Here is a 20,668-nt window from a genome sequence, read left to right on the forward strand (position 1 = left end):
CCTTTCAAATTCAAGGGCCCGCTTTTCGCCCCAAGGCGGTCTATCTAGTTAGCAAAACGAGCGGCTGCTCGTGGCCGAACCCCGACGTTCTCCCCAAGAAATCCGCGATAAACCAAAAAAAAGCCAGCCGCGCGCCGCACGGCTGGCCGAATGTTGCCTGACCGACCCGCCCAATAAGCCGGCCAGACTTCCGCGCAACCTGTTAGTTCGTCGGCATCAGCCCCCCACGACAGACCGTTCGCCGCATGCGGCATCGCGCAGCCACGCGCGTTGCGCATCGAGCACCTGATCGGCCGTGCGCCCGACCAGTGCTTCATAGACGGCCGGTGCCGTCGCGCCTTCGGTGCTGATCGCGAGCACGCGCGAGGTCGCGTCGAGTCCGATCTGCGTCATGAGCGCCGGCGTTTGCGCGACGTGGATCAGCCCGGCGATGCCGGCCGCACCGGATTCCCCGCTGACGATCGGCACGTCGCCCGCGCCGCTCGCGAGCACGCGCATCGCGTTCACTGCTTCATCATCGACGATCGTCATGAACGCATCGGCATGCCGATGCAGGAATTGCCAAGCAAGCGGCGACGTCTCGCCGCAGGCGAGGCCGGCCATCACCGAGTCGACGGACCCGGTCGCGTTGGCCGCGCGCCCCTGGATCGCGCTCTGGAACAGGCAGTCGGCCTGCTCAGGCTCGACCACGACGAACGTCGGGCGCCGCGCACCGTACACTTCGACGAAGTAGCTGACGATCCCGGCCGCGAGGCCGCCGACGCCGCCTTGCAGGAACACGTGGCTGTACGGGCACGCATCGCCGGGCCGCACGCCGCACTGCTCGAGCGTCTCGGCCGCGATGACGCCGTAGCCCTGCATCACGTCGCGCGGAATGTCCTCGTAACCCGCATACGACGTGTCCGACACGACATGCCAGTCGTTTTCCGCCGCGAGTCGCGCGGCCTCCGCGACGGACTCGTCGTAGTTGCCGTCGATCCGCACGATGGTCGCACCCAGCGCGGCGATCGACGCCTCGCGTTCGACGCTGACGTTCGCGTGCAGCACGATCACGCACCGGCAGCCGATGCTGCGTGCCGCCGCGGCGAGCGAGCGGCCGTGATTGCCGTCGGTCGCGCTGATCGCGGTGAAGCGGCCCAGCTCGCCCGCCAGCGCGCCGGCGAACAGTTGCTCGGCGGTCCACGACCGTTCGGGCCAGATGCGCAGGATCAGTCGCACCAGTGCGATCGGCGCACCGAGCGCCTTGAAGCTGCCGACGCTTGCCCGCACGGACTCGTCCTTCAGATCGATGCTCGCGCAGCCGAGCCGCTTCGCGAGCGCGTCGAGGCGATACAGCGGCGTCGGCCGGTCGTTCAGATCGGGCCACGCGGACAGCCAGCGGCGGCTTTCGTCGGCGTTCGCGACGTTCATGATGTGGCGCAGATCGTCGCGATACGGTTCGCGGCATGCGGACGGATTGTTGACTAGCATCGTGGCCCCTCGGGTGTGTGACGGAAAATTCGAGTGGTGTGGCGGGGCGCCGAAGCAGGTCGCGCACACCGGTGTATGGATTTGATGTTAGCCGCGGACAATCGGGATGATTTATCGAATCGCCGGTGTCACGAGAGACATTTTCTCGTCATACGGCGGTATAGTAAGTCATGCGAATCATTTGAATTCGGAGCGCCAACATGCAACTGGATCGTCTCGATATCCGGATCCTGAATCTGCTCCAGGTGGATGCGTCGCTGCCGTTGCGCACGCTTGCCGAGAAGGTCCATGCATCGGTCGCGACCTGCCAGCGCCGCATCGCGCAGATGCGCAAGGATGGCGTGCTGGTCCGCGAGGTCGCGATCGTGAACCGCGCGTATGTGGGCCGGCCGATCACCGTATTCGTGTCGGTCGAGCTGACGCAGCAGAACGGCACGCTGTTGCGCGGGTTCGAGCGCAAGATGCTCGGCGAGCCCGACGTGCTGGCCTGCTACGAGGTGTCGGGCGAATTCGATTTCCTGCTGATCGTGTCGGCGGCGTCGATGGAGGCTTATCACCTGTTCACGCGCCGCGTGTTCTCGCTGCAGAACAACGTGCGCAACTTCAAGAGCAACTTCGCCATGGGGTGCTCGAAATTCGAAACCGGCATCCTGATCGACGAGCCCGACGACGCGTGACGGCGCAACGCCGTCGCGTCGCCGCACCCCCGCGAGTCAGAAAAAGCGGCTCACATCCGGCGCGGCGCGGCGGGTGAACGGCTTGCCGGTGTTGGCCGGATAACCGAGCGTGATCATCCCTTGCGGTTGCCAGTCTCGCGGCAGCCCGAGCGTGCCGCATACCGTGTCGGGGCAGAACATCGGCGCGCATAGCCAGCACGCGCCGAGGCCCGCCGCGCTCGCGGCCAGCAACAGGTTCTGTCCGGCCATCGCAGTGCTTTGCACGGCCATCAGGTATTCCGCGCGATTGCGCGTGTCGTCGGGATACACGTCCATGTCGGCCATCGTCACGCACACGATCACGAGCGCCGCGGCGCCGGTGATGCGCGCGTGCGAGCGCGCCACGTCTTCGTCGATGACGGAATCGGCGTCGCCGTCTCGGCGCCGGTCGGCCCGCAGGCGCTCGCCCATGGCGATCGCGACACGCCGCTTCGCATCGCGCTCGACCACGACGGCGAAGCGCCACGGCTGTCGGTTGTGCGCGGACGGCGCGCTGATCGCGGCGTCGATCAGCGCATCGAGTACCGACCTTGCGATCGGCACGTCGAGATAGCGGCGAATCGAGCGCCGTTGTGAAAAACGGAACGGAAGCGCATCGGCGGGCGCGGCGTGGTCGGCCGCTTCTTCGCAGATCGAGAGCGTGTCGGTGAGCATCGCGTGAAGGTCTCCGGATATCGAGCGTCAGGCGGCGCAGCCGTCGCGATGTCGCGCAACGAAGGCCGCACCGTCGTCCGACACGTGCAGGTCGCGCAGCAGGCCGTCGTGAACGCCATAGATCAGGCCGTGCACCGCGAGCGGCTGGCCGCGCAGCCACGCGTCCTGCACGACGGTCGTCTGGCACGTGTTGAAGACCTGTTCGGCCACGTTGATTTCGCACAGCGCGTCGTGGCGTGCATGCGCGTCGCCGCAACACGCGAGCGTGTCGCGGTGCTTCTCGCGGATGTCGTGCATCTGTCGCAGCCAGTTGTCGGACAGGCCGATGCGCTGGCCCGACAGCGCCGCGCGCACGCCGCTGCAGCCGTAGTGGCCGCAGACGATGATGTGCTCGACCTTCAGCACGTCGACGGCGAACTGCATCACCGACAGGCAGTTCATGTCCGCATGCTTGACCATGTTCGCGAGGTTGCGATGCACGAAGATCTCGCCGGGCGGCAGGTCGACGATCGTATTGGCCGGCACGCGGCTGTCGGAGCAGCCGATCCACAGGTACTTCGGCGTCTGCTGGTTGCGCAGCCGCGCGAAGAACGCCGGGTCGCGCGAACACACGTCGTCCGACCACGCGCGATTGTTTCGAAGCAGGTGATGCAGCGATTCCATGTCGTGTCCTCGTCGAACTAGCCCGCGCGGCGGCGGAGCGGAAAGTCGATGCGCACCGGCTCCGGCGCGCCGAGCGCGGCGCGCGCCTTCGCCTTCGCGTCATCCGGCGGCGTGCCGTAGAGCGTGGTGCGTTGATGCGGGATCCGTCCGAGCGAGGTCAGCATCGCCTCCATCGCCATCGCGGTCATTTCCTGGCCGTGCGATGCGCCGGCCGCGCGCGAGATGGTCTCGTTCATCAGCGTGCCGCCGAGGTCGTTCGCGCCGGCGTTCAGGCACGCGCGCACGCCGTCCTCGCCCATCTTGACCCACGACGCCTGGATGTTCGGAATCAGCGGATGGAGCGCGAGCCGCGCGACCGCGTGCATCAGCACGGCTTCGCGGAAGGTCGGCCCGCGGCGCGCGCGGCCCTTGCGATAGATCGGCGCTTCCATGTGGACGAACGGCAGCGGCACGAACTCGGTGATCCCGCCGGTTTCCTGCTGCAGCGCGCGCACGCGCAGCAGGTGGCGCGCCCAGTGCTCGAGCCGTTCCATGTGGCCGAACATGATGGTCGCGGTGCTCTTCAGGCCGATGCCGTGCGCGGTGCGCATGACCTCGAGCCATTCGGCGGTCTTCACCTTGTCCTGGCAGATCACCGCGCGCACTTCGTCGTCGAGGATTTCGGCGGCGGTGCCCGGCAGCGTGCTGAGGCCGGCCGCCTTCAGCTCCGTCAGGAACGCGTGCAGCGACAGGCCCTTCGTCTGCGCGCCGTGCCACACCTCGAGCGGCGAGAACGCGTGCACGTGCATGTCCGACGCCTCGGTCTTCACCGCGCGGCAGATGTCGAGATAGGTGTCGCCGGTATAGGACGGGTGGATGCCGCCCTGCATGCAGACTTCGGTTGCGCCGCGATCCCACGCTTCGCGTACACGGCGCCGGATTTCCTCGTGCGGGATGTCGTAGGGCTTGCCGCGCAGGTCTTCGGTGCCTTTGCCTTTCGCGAACGCGCAGAACTGGCAGCGATACGAGCAGATGTTCGTGTAGTTGATGTTGCGGTTCACGACATAGCTGACGACGTCGCCGTTGACCGCCCGGCGCAGTGCATCGGCGGCCGCGCAGACCGCGGCGAATTCGTCGCCGCGCGCGCGGAACAGGCGCACGATGTCCGCTTCGGTCAGCGTGTCGCCGGCCGTCGCGCGCGCGAGTATCGCGCCGAGTTCGCCGTCCGGCGCCACGGCCGCGCGGCGCTCGATCAGCGCGAGATCCGCGGCCGGCGGTGCCGCCTGCGTGCCGGGCGACCACGCATGGGTGCGCGCGAAGCCGTCGCTGTCGGCGCGATGCAGCAGCGGCGTATGAAACGCGCCGTCGGTCCAGCGCGCGGCGTCGCGCACGTACGACGGGTAGATCGCCAGCCGCTCGGTGAGCACCTTGCCGGCGGCGGCGGTTGCGCGCGCAAGGATGTCGAGGTGCGGCCACGGCGCTTCCGGGTTCACGTGGTCGGGCGTCACGGGCGACACGCCGCCCCAGTCGTTGATGCCGGCGTCGACGAGCCGGCGCAGCACGCCCGGGCTCAGGTTCGGCGGCGCCTGCAGGTTCATCGCCGGGTCGAAGATCAGCCGCGCGGCAGCGATCGTCCACAGATGCTCGTCGATTGCCGCGGCGGGATGATCGGCCATGCGCGTGCCGGGCTTCGGACGGAAGTTCTGCACGATGATTTCCTGCAGATGTCCGTATCGCTCGTGCAGCGCGCGCAGCGCGAGCAGCGAATCGATGCGCTCCGCGCGCGTTTCGCCGATGCCGATCAGGATGCCGGTCGTGAACGGCACGCCGGCCTCGCCCGCATGCGCAATGGTGCGCAGCCGCGCGTCCGGGCGCTTGTCGGGCGAGCCGTAATGCGGGCCGCCGCGCTCGCACAGACGTTCGGACGCGCTCTCCAGCATGATGCCCTGCGACACCGAGACGCGCCGCAGCGCGGCGACGTCGGCCGCATCGAGCAGCCCCGGGTTGAGGTGCGGCAGCAGGCCGGTTTCGTCGAATACGAGCTGCGCGACTTCGGCGAGATACGACAGCGTCGTGTCGTGACCGAGCGCCTGGAGCGCATCGCGCGCCGCGTGATAGCGCAGCTCCGGCTTGTCGCCGAGCGTGAACAGCGCTTCCTTGCAGCCGCTCGCGGCGCCGGCGCGCGCGATCTCGAGCACCTGCTCGCGCGTCAGGTACGGCGCGACACCCTTGCGCGGCGCGTGCGCGAACGTGCAGTAGTGGCACACGTCGCGGCACAGCTGGGTGAGCGGGATGAACACCTTGCGCGAATACGAGACGACGCCGCCGTGCGCGGCATCGCGCCGCGCGGCCGCGACGGCCATCAGCTCGCCGGTGGCGATGCCGGTCAGCGCGCGGGCGTCGTCGTCGGACAGGCGGATCAGGGAGGAAGCGAAGGTCGGTTTCATGGGCTCAGTCCTTCTGGGTCAGGGCGTCGTCGGCGTATGCGTCGGCGGCGAGGGGCGTGGGGCGGGGCGTGGGGCGGCGCGCGCGCAAGCGCTGCGCGACGCCGCTCGCGGCAAGCCACGCGCGGGTGTGCGCGGGCGACGGATCGTCGAGCAGCAGGGGCAGGTCGTCAGGCCGGTCGATGTCGCGGCCGATGCGCGGCAGCGTCAGCACGCATTGCGGCAGCCCGGCGGCGCGCGCGAGTTGCCGATGGCGGCGCAGGCTGTCGGCGCCGAACGCGAACGGGATTGCTTGCGGCGGCGAGCAGGCCAGCGCATTGGTGCCGCCGTCGTCGGTGGCCGCCACCAGCGTGACGGCGCGCGATGCGCGGTGCGCCAGCGCGATCGAGTCGACGTCGGCGGGGGTGATCAACGGCACGTCGGCCGGCACGACCAGCATTCCGTGCGACGGCCACGCGGCGAGCTGTCGCGCGCCATGCGCGAGCGCGTCGTTGAGCCCGGTTTCGGCGGCGGACGTCACCGTTGCGCCGGCCTCGCGCGCCACCCGCGCCGCATGCGGATCGGCGGTGACGACCAGTACGCCGGCGACGCCGGCACTCCTGCGCAGCGCGTCGAGCACATCCGCGAGCATCGCCTGCGCGAGCCCCGCGCGCTCCGTCGGGGACAGCACCGAAGCCAGCCGCTGCTTGGCGCGCGAGAACGATTTGACGGGCACCACGGCCCACAGCGACGGGGTCATCGTGCGGCCTCCGCAGCGGTGGCGTGCGTACCGTTCGCCGCGAGCGCACGGGCGAACCCGAGCACGGATTCGGCCAGCGCGAGCCGGTCGGCGGCCGTGCGCATCACCGTCTGCGCGATGTCGGTCGCGACCGGAATGCGCGCGGCTTCGTGTGCATCGAGCGTGTCGACGACGAAACCGTCGAGCAGGTCGCGGTAGTGCGCAGCGACCGCGGATGGCGCGATTTCGACGCCGAGTTCGCGCATGATTTTCGCGGTGGGCCCTTTGACGGCTTCGCCGCCGACGATCGGCGACACCGCGACGATCGGCGCGCGCGCGGCATGGAGCGCGTCGCGGATGCCGGGCACCGCGAGGATCGGGTCGATGCTGAGGTACGGATTGGACGGGCAGATCACCACGGCCTGCAGGTCGGGCCGCGCGAGCGCGTCGAGCAGGTGCGGATTGGCGCGCGCCCGCGCCGCGCCCGCGAACGCGATTGAGCGCACGACCGGCGCGCAGCGATGCTTGACGAAGTAGTGCTGGAACGGCAACGCGCCGGCATCGGTATGCACGACGGTGCGCACCGGATCGTCGCTCATCGGCAGCAGCCGCGCGCGGATGGCGCAGCGTTCGGCGAACGCGGCCGTCACGTCGGTCAGCGTATCGCCGCGCAGCAGGCGGTGCCGGCGCAGCACGTGCACGGCGAGATCGCGGTCGCCGAGCGCGAACCAGTCGTCGCCGCCGAGCCCGGCGAGCGCCGCCATGAAGTGCCAGCTTTCGTCGGCCCGGCCCCAGCCGCGCACCGGGTCGTTCAGCCCGCCCAGCGCATACAGCACGGAGTCGAGATCGGGGCACACCGGCAGGCCGAGATGCTCGAAATCGTCGCCGGTGTTGACCGCGACGCTCAGCGTGCCGCGCCGGGCGTCGAGCGCGGCGGCGAGGCCGGCCGCGAGTTTCGCGCCACCGACGCCACCGCACAGCGCGACCACGTGGCCGCCGGCTGCCGGCGGGAATGCGTCGACTGAAGTCATGGAGATCCTCCCGCGTCAGCGGAACATGTCCGATTGTCTGGCGCGCAGCAGCGTCGCCGCAGCGCCGTCGGGCGCGCTCCACCGCAGCCCGCGGAGGTGGACGACCGGCAGGCCGGCGTCGGTTTGGCCCATCACCATCGACGCGGCGGCGGCGATCTCGTCGGCGAGCGCGATTTCGGTCACGCGCATCGTGCGGCCGAACAGGTCCGCCTTGCCGACCATGTCGACGAGCGCCGGCAGGCCGGCGGCGCCGAGCGCGACGCCGACCACGCCGTTGCGCCAGGGCCGGCCGAAGCTGTCGTTGATGACGATGCCGAGTTCGACACCGAACGCGCGATCGAGGCGGGCCTTCAGCTGTGCGCAGCTCGCGTCCGGGTTCTCCGGCAGCAGCAGCGCGCGCTCGCGCCCGGGGCCATGCTCGATGTTCGACTGGTCGATGCCGGCATTGGCCATCACGAAGCCGAGCCGGTGTTCGACGACGAGCACGCCCGGCCGATAGCGCACGACCTCGCGGCTTTCGGCCAGCGTCAGCTCGATCAGCCGCGGGTCCTTGCCGACCACGGCCGCGAGTTCGAGCGCGCGCGGCGACGGCGTCACGTCGGCCAGGTCGACGTAGCGGCCTTCGGCTTTCGATACGATCTTCTGCGCGATCACGAGCACGTCCCGGGCGCGCGGCACGATGTCGGCGTCGCGCAGGCAGCCGATCAGCACGTCGGCGAGGTCGTCGCCGGGCTGGATCAGCGGTATGCCGGGAACGGCGGTCAGCGTGACCGGGGCGGGTCCGGAACGTGGCATCGCGCGTCTCCTCAGGCCGCTTCGGCCGCGATGCCGGTGATGCGAATGCCGGCGCAGTCGACCTTGTAGCGGCGGTTGATGCCGATCAGCACCGACGTCAGCGCCTCGGCCGCCGCCGAATTGGCGATCGAGCCCGCGTCGATGCCGCGCATGCCGATCGCTTCGGTCATCGCGATGACGGCTGCGCGCGCTTCCGGATCGTTGCCGCACACGAGCACGTCGCAGCCGATCGGTTCGCCGCTTTGCAGCTTCGCCGCACCGATGTTGTGGAACGCGGAGACGACGCGCGCGATGTCGCCGAGCCGCGCGTCGGCGATCTGCCCGGCCGAGCCGGATGCCGGCAGCTGGACTTGCGCGACCTTGGGCGGCACGAGCGGCACGACCGCGTCGACGATGATCTTGCCGGCCGCGACGTCGCGGATCTCGTCGAGCGTCGCGTCGTGGCTCGCGAACGGCACCGCGACGATCACGATGTCGGCGCGGGCCGCCGCCGCCGCGTTGCCGTCGCCTTCGACGGGCGGTGCGCCGTTGCCCGCGGGCAGTTGCCGCGCGCTGTCGCGAGCCTTGTCCGGCGAACGCGAGCCGAGGATCACCGGGTAGCCGGCGGCCGCGAGACGTTTCGCGAGGCCGGACCCGAGCGCGCCGGTACCGCCGAGCACGGCGATGGTGGGACGGGATTGCATGGTGTGACTCCTGTTGTCGTTGGAGAGGCCCGCGCGGGGCGGGCCGGCGCTCAGTTCAGCGTCATTTCGGTGAGCGGCACGATCTTCACGCCGGCGGCTTCGAGGCCGTCGCGCACGGCCTGCGCGAGCGCGATGGCGGTGGGTTCGTCGCCGTGCACGCACAGCGAGTCGACGCGGCGCGCGATGCGCTTGCCGTTGCGCGACACGATCTCGCCGTCGACCACCATCCGCACCACCTGCTCGGTCGCGACGGCCGGATCCTTGATCACGGCGCCCGGGATCTTGCGTGACGTGAGGTTGCCGTCGTCGTCGTACTGGCGATCGCAGAAGCCTTCGCGCGCGAGCGGCAGTTCGAGCTGCAGCGCGGCGGTTTCCATCGCCGAGCCGGACAGCGCGACGTAGATGAGATCGCGATCGACGCTCTTGAGCGCACGGCCGATCGCCAGCGCGTAGTCGAGGTTTTCCGCGGCCATGTTGTTGAGCGCGCCGTGCGGCTTCACGTGCGTGACCTTCGTGCCGACGCATGCGGCCATCGCCTGCAGCGCGCCGATCTGATACGCGATCAGGTTTTCCAGGTCGTCCGGCCGCATGTCGATGCGGCGGCGCCCGAAGCCCCACAGATCGTTGAACCCCGGATGCGCGCCGAGGCTCACGCCTTCTTCCTTCGCGCGCCGTGCGATGCGGCGCATCGTCAGCGGGTCGCCCGCGTGGAAGCCGCATGCGACGTTCGCCGAGCGAATGATCTTCAGGATCGCATCGTCGTCGCCGATGTCGTACGCGCCGAAACCTTCTCCCATGTCCGCGTTCAGGTTGATCGAAAGTGTCATCGTCTGTCCTCCATGTCTCGTCTGTAGGGGGTGAGCGGGCGTCCTGGCCGGTCGGGTGCCCGACCGGCCGGACTGCCGATGCGTCGAAGGTGCGACGCGCACGGCGCGGATTCATGCTGCGATCCCGATGCCTTGTGTTAGTATATGGTACTAATGATGGAACAACAATATAATTGAAGCAACGCGATCGAATGGAGGTGACACGATGGAAGTGCGTTTTCTCGACGCGGGCGACTGTGCGGTGACGGTCGAATTCGGCGACACGATCGAGCGTGCGCTGAGCGAGCGGGTGCTGCGGCTCGGCGCGCGGGTGCGCGAGCAGTTGCCGCCCGGCGTGATCGAGGCGGTGCCCACGTTCCGCTCGCTGATGGTTCACTACGATCCGCTCGCGACCGACCGCGCAAGCGTGGTCGCGCATCTGGAGACGCTGCTCGACGACGGCGCGGCGGCGCAGGCGAGCGCCACGCTGTGGCGCATTCCCGCGTGCTACGAAGGCGACTGCGCGCCCGATCTGGACGATGTCGCCGCACGCACCGGCCTCGCGCCGCGCGACGTGGTGCGGCTGCATGCCGACACGCTCTTTCACGTCTACATGATCGGCTTCGTGCCAGGCTATCCGTACATGGGCGACCTGCCGGCGCAGCTGGTGTTGCCGCGCCGCGCCGATCCGCGCGTGCGCGTGCCGCCCGGCTCGATCGCGATCGCGTCGACGATGACCGCAATCTATCCGCTCGAAAGCCCCGGCGGCTGGCATCTGATCGGCACGACGCCGGTGCGGCTGTTCGATGCGGCGAGCGCATCACCGTCGCTGCTGCGCCCCGGCGACAAGGTGCGGTTCGAGCCGGTGCCGGCTGCGCAATTCGCCGAGATCGGCGCGGCGGTCGCGGCTGGCGCGTATGTCGTTCCCCACGAGGAGTTCACGTCATGAAGGCCTTCCTCAACGTGCGAGAGCCGGGCCTGCACACGACCGTGCAGGATCGCGGCCGCTTCGGGTTCCGCGCGGCCGGCGTGCCGGTGTCCGGGCCGCTGGACCGTGTCGGGCTGCGGCTGGCGAACGCGCTGGTCGGCAACCCGGACGCGACGCCGGCGCTCGAGATCATGCTGCGCGGGCCGGTGCTCGAAGTGGCGGCCGATTCGGTGCGCGTCGCGCTCGCCGGCTGCGACGGCGTGCTGGAGATTCGCGGCGAGCCCGCGCGCAAGGTGCCGGCCGGGCGCAGCGTGCGCCTCGTGCGCGGCACGACGTTCGCGATCGCGACGACCGGGCAGTCCGCATGCGGCTATCTCGCCGTCGAAGGCGGCATCGACGTGCCGGCAGTGCTCGGCAGCGCGGCGACCTACGTGCGCGGCGGGCTGGGCGGCTGCGACGGGCGCGCGCTGCGCGCGGGCGACCGGATCGGGCTTCGGAGCGGGGCGGCGCGCGAGCGTGCGGAACGCGCGTTCGCGCAGCCGTTCGACCTGCAGGCCGAGGCGCCCGTGCGGGTCGTGCCGGGGCCGCAGGCGGACTACTTCGACGCGGCGGCGTTCGCCACCTTCGTCGGCGGCGAATACACGGTGTCCGCGCAGGCCGACCGGATGGGCTTTCGGCTGGACGGGCCGCGCATCGAACATGCGCACGGCTTCGACCTCGTGTCGGACGGCATCGTGTCCGGCGCGATCCAGGTGCCGGGCTCCGGCATGCCGATCGTGCTGATGGCCGACGCGCAGACCACCGGCGGCTATCCGAAGATTGCGACCGTGATCTCGGCGGACCTGCCGGTGCTGGCGCGGCGCAAGCCCGGCGCGCGGCTGCGCTTCGCGGCGGTGTCGGTGCTCGACGCCGAGCGCGCGCGGCGCGACCAGGAAAACGACTTGCGGCGGTGCGTCGGCTCGCTGGTCGAGGTGCGCGCCCACGCGACGGTCGACGTCGCCGCGCTGCATACGAAGAACCTCGTGAGCGGCGTGGTCCACGTCCCGGGATGAGGGGCGGGGCGCCGTCGCCCCGGTGGCGCGGCGCGCTCGACCCCGATCGAACGACAGGAGTACGATCGTGGCAAAAATACAGACGACGGAGCGGCGCGGCAATGTGCCGGCCTATGTGCAGGTGGCGTCGGCGTTGCGGCGCCGCATCGAGAACGGCGAATGGAAGCCGCAACAGCAGATCTCGACGCTGGAGGAGCTTGAACGCGAATTCCAGGTGGCGCGCGTGACGGTCCGGCAGGCCATCGGCCTGCTCGAGGACGAAGGGCTGGTCACGCGCCGGCAGGGGCGCGGCACGTTCGTGCGCGAAGCGATTTCGGGCCGGCGCTGGCTGCAGCTCGAGAGTTCGTGGGAATCCATCGTGATGTCGATCAAGGACAACGTGCCGAGCTTTGTCGACGTCGCGCATCCGCCGCCGTTCCCCCGGCTCGACGAAGGCGAGGCGCGTCTCGCACCCGAATACGTCTTCCTGCGCAGCGTGCAGACCAGGGACGGCATGCCCTATGCGGTCGTGAGCCTGCATCTGTCGCGCGACATCTTCGAGAGGCAGCGCGGCGAGTTTCTGCGCAAGACCGCGCTGCCGGTGCTGGCGGACATGGACGATGTGCGGATCGGCCTCGCGCATCAGACGATCGTGATCGGCACGGCCGACCGCGAAACGGCCGATCTGCTGCAGGTTCCGCTGTCGGCGCCGACGGCCGAATGCCGCTGGCTCGTGACCGACGAACACGGCGTGGCGATCTACGTCGCCGACATTACCTATCGCAGCGAGTGCATCAAGCTGTCGATCGACCTGCTGGAGGCGGGGCGTTCGGCAGCGCGGGACAACGGCGGGGCGGCGCGCGCGCGCTGACCTGGGCGCGCACCGCCCCGCCGATCGGAGGCAGGAGACAGGAGTCATACAGGAGGAGACACCCATGGCAGAGCAGGGAGTGGGGGCGCGCGTGCTTCGCAAGGAAGACGATCGCCTGATGCGAGGCCGCGGACAGTTCGTCGCGGACGTACGGTTGGCGGGCCTGCAGGATGTCGCATTCGTGCGCAGCCCGCTCGCCCACGCGCGGATCGTCGGTATCGACGTGCCCGACGCGTATCGCGGCGCCGTGTTTCACGCGGCGCACCTGACGTCGGTCAAGCCGGTTCGCGCGGTATCGGGTTTGCCCGGATTCCGCGTGTCGGAACAGTACGTGCTCGCGCACGAGAAGGTGCGGCACGTCGGCGAGACGATCGCGATGTGCGTGGCGCCGACGCGTGCCGAAGCGGAGGACATCGCGGCGGCGGTGCGCGTCGATCTCGACGAATTGCCGGCGGTGGCCGACATGCTCGAAGGGCGCACGGCCGACGCGGCCCGGCTGCACGACGCGTGGCCGGACAACGTGTTCCTCGAAACGCGGGTCGACCTCGGCATGGACGCGGTGCGCCGCGATGCGCCGTTCAAGGTCACGCGCGAGATCCGCACGTCCCGGCAGTCGATGGCGCCGATGGAAGGGCGCGGCGTGGTCGCGTACTGGGACAGCCGGCTCGAACAGCTGACCGTCTACACCGCGACGCAGATGCCGCATATCGTGCGCACCGGGCTGTCGGAATGCCTCGGGCTCGACCAGGGGCAGATTCGCGTGATCGCGCCCGACGTCGGCGGCGGGTTCGGCTACAAGGGCATCCTGTTGACCGAGGAAGTTGCGCTGGCGTGGCTCGCGATGCACGTCGGCCATCCGGTGCGCTGGATCGAGGACCGGCGCGAGCACCTGACCGGCGGCGCGAACTGCCGCGAACACCACTATCTGATCACGGGCTACGCCGATCGCGACGGCCGGCTGATCGGCGTCGAATGCGATGCGACCGTCGACTCCGGCGCGTACTCGTCCTATCCGTTCTCCGCGTGCCTCGAAGCCGCGCAGGTCGCGAGCATCCTGCCCGGGCCATACGATTTCCCGGGCTACCGCTGCACGACGTGGTCGGTTGCGACCAACAAATGCCCGATCCTGCCGTATCGCGGCGTCGCGCGCACCGGCGTGTGCTTCGCGCTCGAACTGATGCTCGACGCGCTCGCGCACGAAGCCGGCGTCGAGCCGTGGGAACTGCGGCTGAAGAGCCTGGTTAAGCCCGAGCAGATGCCGTTCGACAACATCACGAAGAAACACTTCGACAGCGGCGATTATCCGCAGGCGCTGCGGCGCGCGCTGGAGGCGATCGACGCACCGGCCGTGCGCGCGCGGCAACGCCGGCGCGAAGCCGACGGCCGGCTGATCGGCATCGGCGTGTCGGTCTACTGCGAGCAGGCCGCGCACGGCACGTCCGTCTATGCGGGCTGGGGCATCCCGATGGTGCCCGGCTACGAGCAGGCGACCGCGCGGATGACGCCGGACGGCGCGCTCGAACTGCGCATCGGCGCGCATTCGCACGGCCAGAGCCTCGAGACGACGCTCGCGCAGGTCGCGAACGAAATACTCGGCATCGACATCGCGCGCGTGAAGGTCGTGCATGGCGACACGGCCTATACGCCGTATTCGACCGGCACGTGGGGGTCGCGCTGCATGGTGATGTCCGGCGGCGCGGTGGCGCGGGCCTGCGAGACGCTGAGCGCGCGGCTCGTGAAGATCGGCGCATGGATGCTGAAGGACGATCCCGCCCAGGTGGTGGTGCGCGACGGCCAGGTGACGGGGCCGTCCGGCAGCCTGTCGCTCGGCGACGTCGCGCGCACCTGGTATCTGCGCCCGCAGGACCTGCCGCCCGAGGTCAACGCCGGCGGGCTCGAAGTGACCGAAGGCTACAAGCCGGAGCGCGATTCGGGCACGTTCGGCTACGGCGCGCACGCGGTCGTGGTGGCCGTCGATCCGGAGATCGGCGACGTCGAGATCCTCGACTACGTGATCGTCGAGGACGGCGGCAAGCTGGTCAATCCGATGGTCGTCGACGGCCAGATCTACGGCGGCACCGCGCAGGGCATCGGCACCGCGCTGTACGAGGAAATGGCGTTCGATTCGTCCGGGCAGCCGCTCGCCTCGACCTTCGCCGATTACCTGCTGCCCGGGCCGACCGAAGTGCCGGAGCCGCGCCTGATCCATATGGAAACCGTGTCGCCGTACACGCGATTCGGCGTGAAAGGGGTCGGCGAGAGCGGCGCGATTCCGCCGCCCGCGGCGATCGCCAATGCGGTGAACGATGCGTTGCGCCCGCTCGGCGCCGAACTGATGATCTCGCCGATCACGCCGCGCCGCGTGCTCGAAGCGATCGCGAACCGCGGCGTCGCCGCGGCCGACGCACCGGCCGGCACGCAGGCGGTGCACGCAGGAGAACCCGCATGAAGCCCGCGCGATTCGATTACGAACGGCCGACCGACCTGGCCGAGGCCGTCGCGCTGCTCGGACGCGACGACATCGTCGTGAAGGCGCTGGCCGGCGGCCAGTCGCTCGGACCGATGCTGAACCTGCGGCTCGTGCAGCCCGACCTGCTCGTCGACATTACCGGCCTGGCGGAGCTCAAGCGCGTCGAGCTGGCCGACGACGCGATCGTCGTCGGCGCCTGCGTCACGCATGCCGACTTCGAGGACGGGCGCGTGCCCGACGTCACGCTGGGCGCATTGCCGAGCGTGGCGCGTGCGATCGCGTATCGCGCGGTGCGCAACCGCGGCACGATCGGCGGCAGCCTGGTGCATGCCGATCCGTCGGCCGACTGGGTGTCGACCCTCGCCGCGATGGGCGGCGAAGTGCTCGCGCGCGGTGCGGGCGGCGTGCGCGGCGTGCCGGCCGACGCGTTCATGACCGGCGTGTTCGAGGTGGCGCTGGAACCCGGCGAACTGCTCGAGGCCGTGCGGATTCCGCGCCTGTCGCCGCGTGCGAAGTGGGGATATCACAAGCTGTGCCGCAAGACCGGTGAGTTCGCGCATGCGATCGGTGCGGTGCTGTACGACCCCGAGCGATCGGTCTGCCGCGCGGTGCTCGGCGCGACCGAGTCGCGGCCGATCGTGCTGACCGACGCGCGCGCGCTGTTTCGCGGCGAGCCGGGCGCGGGCCTCGTCGCGCGGCTCGATCTCGACGTCGCGCGCGCGGCGCTCGCAGACGCGGGCATGACCGATCCGCTGGATGTCCAAACCCACCTTGTGGCCCTGAAACGGGCCGTCGAACGGGCTGACCAGAAATGAAAGCACTCAACCTGACTGTCAATGGACGCGGCGTCGCGGCGGCGGCCGTCGAGCCGCGCACGCATCTCGCGGATTTCCTGCGCGACGAACTGGACCTGACCGGCACGCACCTCGGCTGCGAGCACGGCGTGTGCGGCGCATGTACGCTGCTGGTCGACGGCGTGCCGGCGCGGTCGTGCATCACGCTTGCGGTGGCCTGCAACGGCGCGAGCGTCAACACGATCGAAGGAATGGACGACGACGCCTGCATGCGCGCGCTGCGCGCCGCGTTCTCGCGCGAGCATGCGCTGCAGTGCGGCTATTGCACACCGGGCATGCTGGTGTCCGCGCGCGATGTCGTGCTGCGCATGCCGGACGCGACCGAGGCGCAGATCCGCTTCGCGATGAGCGGCAACCTGTGCCGGTGCACCGGCTACGTCGGCATCGTCAAGGCGATCCAGAGCGTGCTGGCCGAGCGCAAGGCCGCCGGCATCGTCGGTGCGGAGAATCCGCGTGCGCTGCTCGGGCCGGCCGGATCCGGGCATGCGGCGCCGGTGCCCGCGCACGCGCGGGCGGCGAACGATCCGCGGCCGGCAGGGCGGGCGGCGGAGCCGGCGGTGCGTGCGGCTGGGGCGGCGGCTCCGGCGGCATCGGCGGCATCGGCGGCATCGGCGGCGGCGCCGTCGACGGTGAATCGGGGGCCGGCCGCCGACAGCGGCAAGCCGCTGACGACGCTCACGCAGACGTTTACGGTCGACTATCCGCGCGAACAGGTGTGGGCGTTCTTCGGCCGCCTCGGCGACGTGACGACCTGCCTGCCGGGCGCGTCGCTGCTCGCGCCGGCGACCGAAACCCATGTCGAGCCGCGCCTGCGCATCAAGGTCGGCCCGATCGTCGCGGAATTCGAAGGCGCAGCGGACGTGGTGCGCGACGAGGCCCGCCATTCCGGCACGATCTACGGCAGCGCGCGCGATACGCGTTCGAGTTCCGCGACACGCGGCGAGATCCGTTACGACCTGACCGAGGAGCAGGGCGGGCGCGCGACGCGCGTGGACGTGCAGGTCGGCTTCGCGCTGACGGGCGCGCTCGCGCAGTTCAGCCGGTCGAGCATCGTGAAGGACATCGCCGGCCGGATGACCGACGCGTTCGCGAGCAACCTGCGCGCGCGGCTCGCGAACGACGGCGCGCAAGACGGCGACGGTGCGCCGGTCGAGGCCGCGCCGGTGTCGGAGCTCAATGCCGGTTCGCTGGTGTTTTCGGTGCTGCGCGAGCGGATCGTCGCGTTCTTCCGGTCGTTGTTCGGGCGCTGAGCGCGCACGTCGCGTTGTTCGAACGCCGGATGTCGCCTCGTTGCGGCATCCGGCGTTTTTTGTTTACCGGGGTGTGCGGGCTGGACGCGGGTGAAGAAAGCGCATGGTGCCGGTAGCGGGCGGGGCGGCGCGCGTCGTCGCGGTGTGAAACCTGGGTTTCGTTGCGGGCGGGGGAACGGGAAGGGGGCGTCGCCGCGTGGAGCGGCACAGTGTGGTCGGGAATGGCGGCAGAAGCGGCAGAAGCGGCAGAAGCGGCAGAAGCGAGAGCATGACCAGCTCTGCCGCACCGGCCGCGCGCGGATAGCGACAGGAGCGCGCCCCCGTCGCCCCCGCCTTCACCCGCCCAGATACGCGGCGCGCACGTGCGGATTGTCCATCATCTCCTTGCCCGACCCTTCCAGCGTGCGCGCGCCGGATTCGAACAGGTAGGCGCGATCGCACATGTCGAGTGCCGCATACGCGTTCTGTTCGACCATCAACACCGTCGTGCCGCTGTCGCGCACGTTCCGGATGATGTCGAACGTATGCGCGACGATGTTCGGCGCGAGCCCGAGCGACGGCTCGTCGAACAGCACCAGCTTCGGGCGCGACATCAGCGCGCGCGCGATCGCGAGCATCTGCTGCTCGCCGCCGGACAGCGTGCCGGCCATCTGGCGGCGGCGCTCCGCGAGCTTCGGGAAATTGTCGAACATGCGCGCCATGTCGGCGGCGATCCCGGCCTTGTCGCGGCGCCGGTAGCAGCCCATCTCCAGGTTTTCCTGGATCGTCATGGATGGAAACACGCGCCGTCCTTCCGGGCAGTGCGCGATGCCCATCGACAGGATGCGCTGCGCGGACGCGCGCGTGATGTCCTCGCCCTCGAAGCGGATCCTGCCGCTCACCGGCGGCAGCAGGCCCGAGATCGCCTTCAGCGTGCTGCTCTTGCCGGCGCCGTTCGCGCCGATCAGCGTGACCAGTTCCGACTTGCGCACGTTCAGCGACACGCGCTTGATCGCTTCGACCTTGCCGTAGCGACAGACGATGTTGTCGATTTCAAGCATGTTTCACTCCCTGGCCCAGATAGGCCTGGATGACCTCGGGGTTCTGCTGGATCTCGGCCGGCGTCCCGTTCGCGATGATCCGGCCGAAGTTGAGCACGACGATCCGGTCGGAAATACCCATCACGAGCGGCATGTCGTGTTCGACCAGCAGCATCGTGATGCCGCGCTCCTTGATCTTGCCGAGCAACGCCATGAAGCTGGCCGTCTCCGACGGGTTCATGCCTGAGGCCGGCTCGTCGAGCAGCAACATCGCGGGGTTCGCCGCGAGCGCGATCGCAATGCCGAGCAGGCGCTGGTCGCCGTACGCGAGGGCGCCGCCGAGTTCGTTGGCGCGGTGCGCGATGCCGACGAAGTCGAGGATCTCCCACGCTTGCCGCTCCAGCGCCGTTTCCTCGCGCCGCACGGACGGCAGCGACAGCAGCGTCGCGAGCGTCGACGCCCGCCCGTGGCGGTGCAGCCCGGTCAGCACGTTGTCGAACACCGTGCTGGTCATGAACAGGCTCGTCTTCTGGAACGTGCGCACGAGCCCGGTGCCCGCGACCTGGTGCGGCTTCAGCTGGTGCAGCGCGGTCTCGCGAAAATGCACGGTCCCCTTGGTCGGGCGCAGGAACCCGGTGATCACGTTGAAGGCCGTGGTCTTGCCGGCGCCGTTCGGCCCGATCAGGCTGACGATCTCGCCCTTGTTCACGTCGAAGGTCATGTCGGAGATCGCGACCAGTCCGCCGAAGTGGACGGCGACGTGTTCGACGGCCAGCAGCGGCTGCGTACCGCGGGATGTCTGGGTCATGGCGTTACTTCCTCGACAGGATTTTGTTGGGAGTCAGGCCCTGGCCGGCGAGGGCGTCGAGCTGGTTCGCCTGCATGCGGACGTGCCGGGCCTTCGCGCCGAACCGGCGATGCCACCAGTCGCTGACGGCCGGCACGATCCCGCGCGGCAGGAAGAAGATGATCAGGATCATCAGGACACCGTAGATGATCCATTGCACCTGAGGCGGCGCGGCATCGCGCAGCCCGACCGGCAGGATCCCGAACAGCAGGCCGCCGACGATCGGGCCGGCGAGCGTGCCCTTGCCGCCGGTGACGACCATGATCACCATCGTCACCGTATAGATGAACAGGAAGATGTCCGGGTCGATGATCCTGATGTAGTGCGCGTACAGGCCGCCGGCGGCGCCCGCGATCGCCGCCGAGATCACGGCGGCGAACACGAGATAGCGCGTCACGTCGATGCCGACCGAGTTGGCGAGCGATTCGTTCTCGCGCAGCGCGATCATCGCGCGGCCCATGCGCGAGCAGACGATGCGGCGGATCAGGATGTACGCGACGGTGCCGAGCGCGAGCACCAGGTAGTAATTCGGCACCTTTTGCCACAGCGTGATCTCGCCCAGCCCTGGCAGGTCGAGCCCGACGGGCGGAATGTTGTTCAGCGCGAGCGGACCCTGCGTGAGGTCGACCCAGTTCAGCGCGATGAGCCGCGCGACCTGCGCGAAGCTGATCGTGACGATCACGAAGTACGCGCCGCGGATCCTGAACGACAGCTTGCCGACGAGATAGCCGCACAGCCCGGCCACCACCGTGCCGATCGCGATGCCGGCGAGCGGCGGCCACGGTTCGTGCACGATGTGCCAGCCGAAGACCGGCACGTCGAAGCCGAGCGCCGTCAGCGCGCTGGCGTAGGCACCGATGCCGAAGAAGGCGATGTGCCCGAGGTTGAGCTGCCCGGTGTAGCCGAGCAGCAGGTTCAGGCTCATCGCGCCGATGATGAAGATGCCGGTGGTGATCAGGATATGCAGGAAATACTGATCCCGTAGCCACAGCGGCACGCTCGCGAATACGGCGAGTGCCAGATAGGACGGAAGATGTTTCATCACGAATTGCTCCGAGAAACCCCGCGATTGATGGCGAGAGGGAAAGGCGTACCGTTGACAGGCAGCTTCTTCCACGGGTTAGGATCCCCGGTATGATTCTCGTCTACCGCTACCGGGTGAAATCGCTCAACGGACTGCTTAACAAGCAGAGCCGTACGGTGAACACCGTCTGGATTCGCGTGTACAACAGTCGTTCGCCTCCTGAAGGCAAGATGTCGTGCGGATCGAAAGACAGCACGATGCGGCCGAAAGGTATCGCGGGACTGCGAGTAAGAGAGTGGGCTTGCAGTAGCTGTGGTGTCGTGCATGATCGTGATATCAACGCTGCGCTGAACATTCTCCGATGCGGACGTGCATCGCCAGGTGTGGGAATCCTCCGTCTTTAGGCAGACGGAGG

The 20,668-nt window shown here is 69.4% G+C and carries 19 protein-coding genes and 1 pseudogene; 8 read left to right on the plus strand and 12 right to left on the minus strand.

The window, feature by feature from the left end; translation table 11 throughout:
• Window positions 1-216: 216 nt before the first annotated feature.
• Window positions 217-1,470, minus strand: coding sequence for a diaminopropionate ammonia-lyase (locus BX604_RS24450; RefSeq protein ID WP_098553417.1), 1,254 nt, complete (start codon window positions 1,468-1,470; stop codon window positions 217-219).
• A 200-nt stretch (window positions 1,471-1,670) separates the two neighbouring features.
• On the opposite strand from BX604_RS24450, the gene BX604_RS24455 reads away from it, so the two are divergent.
• Window positions 1,671-2,147, plus strand: a complete 477-nt coding sequence (locus tag BX604_RS24455; RefSeq protein ID WP_098553418.1) for an Lrp/AsnC family transcriptional regulator — start codon at window positions 1,671-1,673, stop codon at window positions 2,145-2,147.
• Between the two features lie 36 nt (window positions 2,148-2,183).
• On the opposite strand, the gene BX604_RS24460 is transcribed toward BX604_RS24455, so the two are convergent.
• The 8 genes from BX604_RS24460 to BX604_RS24495 are packed head-to-tail and all read right to left on the minus strand — an operon-like array spanning window position 2,184 to window position 9,980.
• On the minus strand, window positions 2,184-2,840 hold the full coding sequence (locus BX604_RS24460; protein ID WP_098553419.1) for a nitroreductase family protein: 657 nt from the start codon (window positions 2,838-2,840) through the stop codon (window positions 2,184-2,186).
• Between the two features lie 27 nt (window positions 2,841-2,867).
• The gene (can, locus tag BX604_RS24465) at window positions 2,868-3,503 is read right to left on the minus strand and encodes a carbonate dehydratase (protein ID WP_098553420.1); all 636 of its coding nucleotides are present in this window, start codon (window positions 3,501-3,503) and stop codon (window positions 2,868-2,870) included.
• Window positions 3,504-3,520: 17 nt separating this feature from the next.
• Window positions 3,521-5,929, minus strand: coding sequence for a 5-amino-6-(D-ribitylamino)uracil--L-tyrosine 4-hydroxyphenyl transferase CofH (cofH, locus tag BX604_RS24470; protein ID WP_098553421.1), 2,409 nt, complete (start codon window positions 5,927-5,929; stop codon window positions 3,521-3,523).
• Window positions 5,930-5,933: 4 nt separating this feature from the next.
• Window positions 5,934-6,665 (minus strand): 2-phospho-L-lactate guanylyltransferase, encoded by a 732-nt coding sequence (cofC, locus tag BX604_RS24475; protein WP_098553422.1) that lies wholly within the window; start codon window positions 6,663-6,665, stop codon window positions 5,934-5,936.
• Window positions 6,662-7,675: a 2-phospho-L-lactate transferase gene (gene cofD, locus BX604_RS24480; RefSeq protein WP_098553423.1), complete on the minus strand. Its 1,014-nt coding sequence runs from the start codon at window positions 7,673-7,675 to the stop codon at window positions 6,662-6,664. The genes cofC and cofD overlap by 4 nt, the downstream gene beginning before the upstream one ends.
• A gap of 15 nt (window positions 7,676-7,690) precedes the next feature.
• Entirely contained in the window at window positions 7,691-8,470 is a 780-nt protein-coding gene (cofE, locus tag BX604_RS24485; protein WP_098553424.1) for a coenzyme F420-0:L-glutamate ligase, read from the minus strand.
• An 11-nt stretch (window positions 8,471-8,481) separates the two neighbouring features.
• On the minus strand, window positions 8,482-9,153 hold the full coding sequence (gene npdG / locus BX604_RS24490; RefSeq protein WP_098553425.1) for an NADPH-dependent F420 reductase: 672 nt from the start codon (window positions 9,151-9,153) through the stop codon (window positions 8,482-8,484).
• 50 nt (window positions 9,154-9,203) lie between these two features.
• Window positions 9,204-9,980 (minus strand): LamB/YcsF family protein, encoded by a 777-nt coding sequence (locus BX604_RS24495; RefSeq protein WP_098553426.1) that lies wholly within the window; start codon window positions 9,978-9,980, stop codon window positions 9,204-9,206.
• Window positions 9,981-10,185: 205 nt separating this feature from the next.
• Between BX604_RS24495 and pxpB the strand changes: the two genes are divergently transcribed.
• The 6 genes from pxpB to BX604_RS24525 all read left to right on the plus strand — a co-directional run bounded on the left by pxpB (window position 10,186) and on the right by BX604_RS24525 (window position 17,363).
• On the plus strand, window positions 10,186-10,908 hold the full coding sequence (gene pxpB / locus BX604_RS24500) for a 5-oxoprolinase subunit PxpB (protein WP_098553427.1): 723 nt from the start codon (window positions 10,186-10,188) through the stop codon (window positions 10,906-10,908).
• On the plus strand, window positions 10,905-11,939 hold the full coding sequence (locus BX604_RS24505; protein WP_098553428.1) for a biotin-dependent carboxyltransferase family protein: 1,035 nt from the start codon (window positions 10,905-10,907) through the stop codon (window positions 11,937-11,939). Before pxpB ends, BX604_RS24505 begins: the two co-directional genes overlap by 4 nt.
• Window positions 11,940-12,006: 67 nt before the next feature.
• Window positions 12,007-12,789, plus strand: coding sequence for a GntR family transcriptional regulator (locus BX604_RS24510; protein WP_098553429.1), 783 nt, complete (start codon window positions 12,007-12,009; stop codon window positions 12,787-12,789).
• Between the two features lie 64 nt (window positions 12,790-12,853).
• Entirely contained in the window at window positions 12,854-15,238 is a 2,385-nt protein-coding gene (locus BX604_RS24515; protein ID WP_098553430.1) for a xanthine dehydrogenase family protein molybdopterin-binding subunit, read from the plus strand.
• Window positions 15,235-16,074, plus strand: a complete 840-nt coding sequence (locus BX604_RS24520) for an FAD binding domain-containing protein (RefSeq protein ID WP_098553431.1) — start codon at window positions 15,235-15,237, stop codon at window positions 16,072-16,074. The genes BX604_RS24515 and BX604_RS24520 overlap by 4 nt, the downstream gene beginning before the upstream one ends.
• Window positions 16,071-17,363, plus strand: a complete 1,293-nt coding sequence (locus tag BX604_RS24525) for a xanthine dehydrogenase family Fe-S subunit (RefSeq protein WP_098553432.1) — start codon at window positions 16,071-16,073, stop codon at window positions 17,361-17,363. Before BX604_RS24520 ends, BX604_RS24525 begins: the two co-directional genes overlap by 4 nt.
• 335 nt (window positions 17,364-17,698) lie before the next feature.
• Here the strand turns inward: BX604_RS24525 and BX604_RS24530 are convergent, their stop codons facing one another.
• The 3 genes from BX604_RS24530 to BX604_RS24540 are packed head-to-tail and all read right to left on the minus strand — an operon-like array spanning window position 17,699 to window position 20,271.
• On the minus strand, window positions 17,699-18,403 hold the full coding sequence (locus tag BX604_RS24530) for an ABC transporter ATP-binding protein (RefSeq protein WP_098553433.1): 705 nt from the start codon (window positions 18,401-18,403) through the stop codon (window positions 17,699-17,701).
• The gene (locus BX604_RS24535; RefSeq protein ID WP_098553434.1) at window positions 18,396-19,190 is read right to left on the minus strand and encodes an ABC transporter ATP-binding protein; all 795 of its coding nucleotides are present in this window, start codon (window positions 19,188-19,190) and stop codon (window positions 18,396-18,398) included. Before BX604_RS24535 ends, BX604_RS24530 begins: the two co-directional genes overlap by 8 nt.
• Before the next feature lie 4 nt (window positions 19,191-19,194).
• Complete coding sequence (locus BX604_RS24540; RefSeq protein WP_098553435.1) at window positions 19,195-20,271, minus strand: branched-chain amino acid ABC transporter permease; 1,077 nt, start codon at window positions 20,269-20,271, stop codon at window positions 19,195-19,197.
• A 215-nt stretch (window positions 20,272-20,486) separates the two neighbouring features.
• Between BX604_RS24540 and BX604_RS39730 the strand changes: the two are divergent.
• Window positions 20,487-20,657: pseudogene (locus BX604_RS39730) on the plus strand (zinc ribbon domain-containing protein); the annotation flags it as partial.
• Window positions 20,658-20,668 lie beyond the last annotated feature (11 nt).

This window comes from Burkholderia sp. JKS000303, from assembly GCF_002563755.1.
Classification (GTDB): domain Bacteria; phylum Pseudomonadota; class Gammaproteobacteria; order Burkholderiales; family Burkholderiaceae; genus Burkholderia; species Burkholderia anthina_B.

Coding starts and splice junctions, on each gene's coding strand:
- BX604_RS24520 (WP_098553431.1), top strand. CDS start 15,235: ATGAAGCCCGCGCGATTCGATTACGAACGGCCGACCGACCTGGCCGAG.
- cofC (WP_098553422.1), bottom strand. CDS start 6,665: ATGACCCCGTCGCTGTGGGCCGTGGTGCCCGTCAAATCGTTCTCGCGC.
- BX604_RS24530 (WP_098553433.1), bottom strand. CDS start 18,403: ATGCTTGAAATCGACAACATCGTCTGTCGCTACGGCAAGGTCGAAGCG.
- cofD (WP_098553423.1), bottom strand. CDS start 7,675: ATGACTTCAGTCGACGCATTCCCGCCGGCAGCCGGCGGCCACGTGGTC.
- BX604_RS24515 (WP_098553430.1), top strand. CDS start 12,854: ATGGCAGAGCAGGGAGTGGGGGCGCGCGTGCTTCGCAAGGAAGACGAT.
- pxpB (WP_098553427.1), top strand. CDS start 10,186: ATGGAAGTGCGTTTTCTCGACGCGGGCGACTGTGCGGTGACGGTCGAA.
- BX604_RS24450 (WP_098553417.1), bottom strand. CDS start 1,470: ATGCTAGTCAACAATCCGTCCGCATGCCGCGAACCGTATCGCGACGAT.
- BX604_RS24540 (WP_098553435.1), bottom strand. CDS start 20,271: ATGAAACATCTTCCGTCCTATCTGGCACTCGCCGTATTCGCGAGCGTG.
- BX604_RS24535 (WP_098553434.1), bottom strand. CDS start 19,190: ATGACCCAGACATCCCGCGGTACGCAGCCGCTGCTGGCCGTCGAACAC.
- npdG (WP_098553425.1), bottom strand. CDS start 9,153: ATGCAATCCCGTCCCACCATCGCCGTGCTCGGCGGTACCGGCGCGCTC.
- cofH (WP_098553421.1), bottom strand. CDS start 5,929: ATGAAACCGACCTTCGCTTCCTCCCTGATCCGCCTGTCCGACGACGAC.
- can (WP_098553420.1), bottom strand. CDS start 3,503: ATGGAATCGCTGCATCACCTGCTTCGAAACAATCGCGCGTGGTCGGAC.
- BX604_RS24525 (WP_098553432.1), top strand. CDS start 16,071: ATGAAAGCACTCAACCTGACTGTCAATGGACGCGGCGTCGCGGCGGCG.
- BX604_RS24455 (WP_098553418.1), top strand. CDS start 1,671: ATGCAACTGGATCGTCTCGATATCCGGATCCTGAATCTGCTCCAGGTG.
- cofE (WP_098553424.1), bottom strand. CDS start 8,470: ATGCCACGTTCCGGACCCGCCCCGGTCACGCTGACCGCCGTTCCCGGC.
- BX604_RS24495 (WP_098553426.1), bottom strand. CDS start 9,980: ATGACACTTTCGATCAACCTGAACGCGGACATGGGAGAAGGTTTCGGC.
- BX604_RS24460 (WP_098553419.1), bottom strand. CDS start 2,840: ATGCTCACCGACACGCTCTCGATCTGCGAAGAAGCGGCCGACCACGCC.
- BX604_RS24505 (WP_098553428.1), top strand. CDS start 10,905: ATGAAGGCCTTCCTCAACGTGCGAGAGCCGGGCCTGCACACGACCGTG.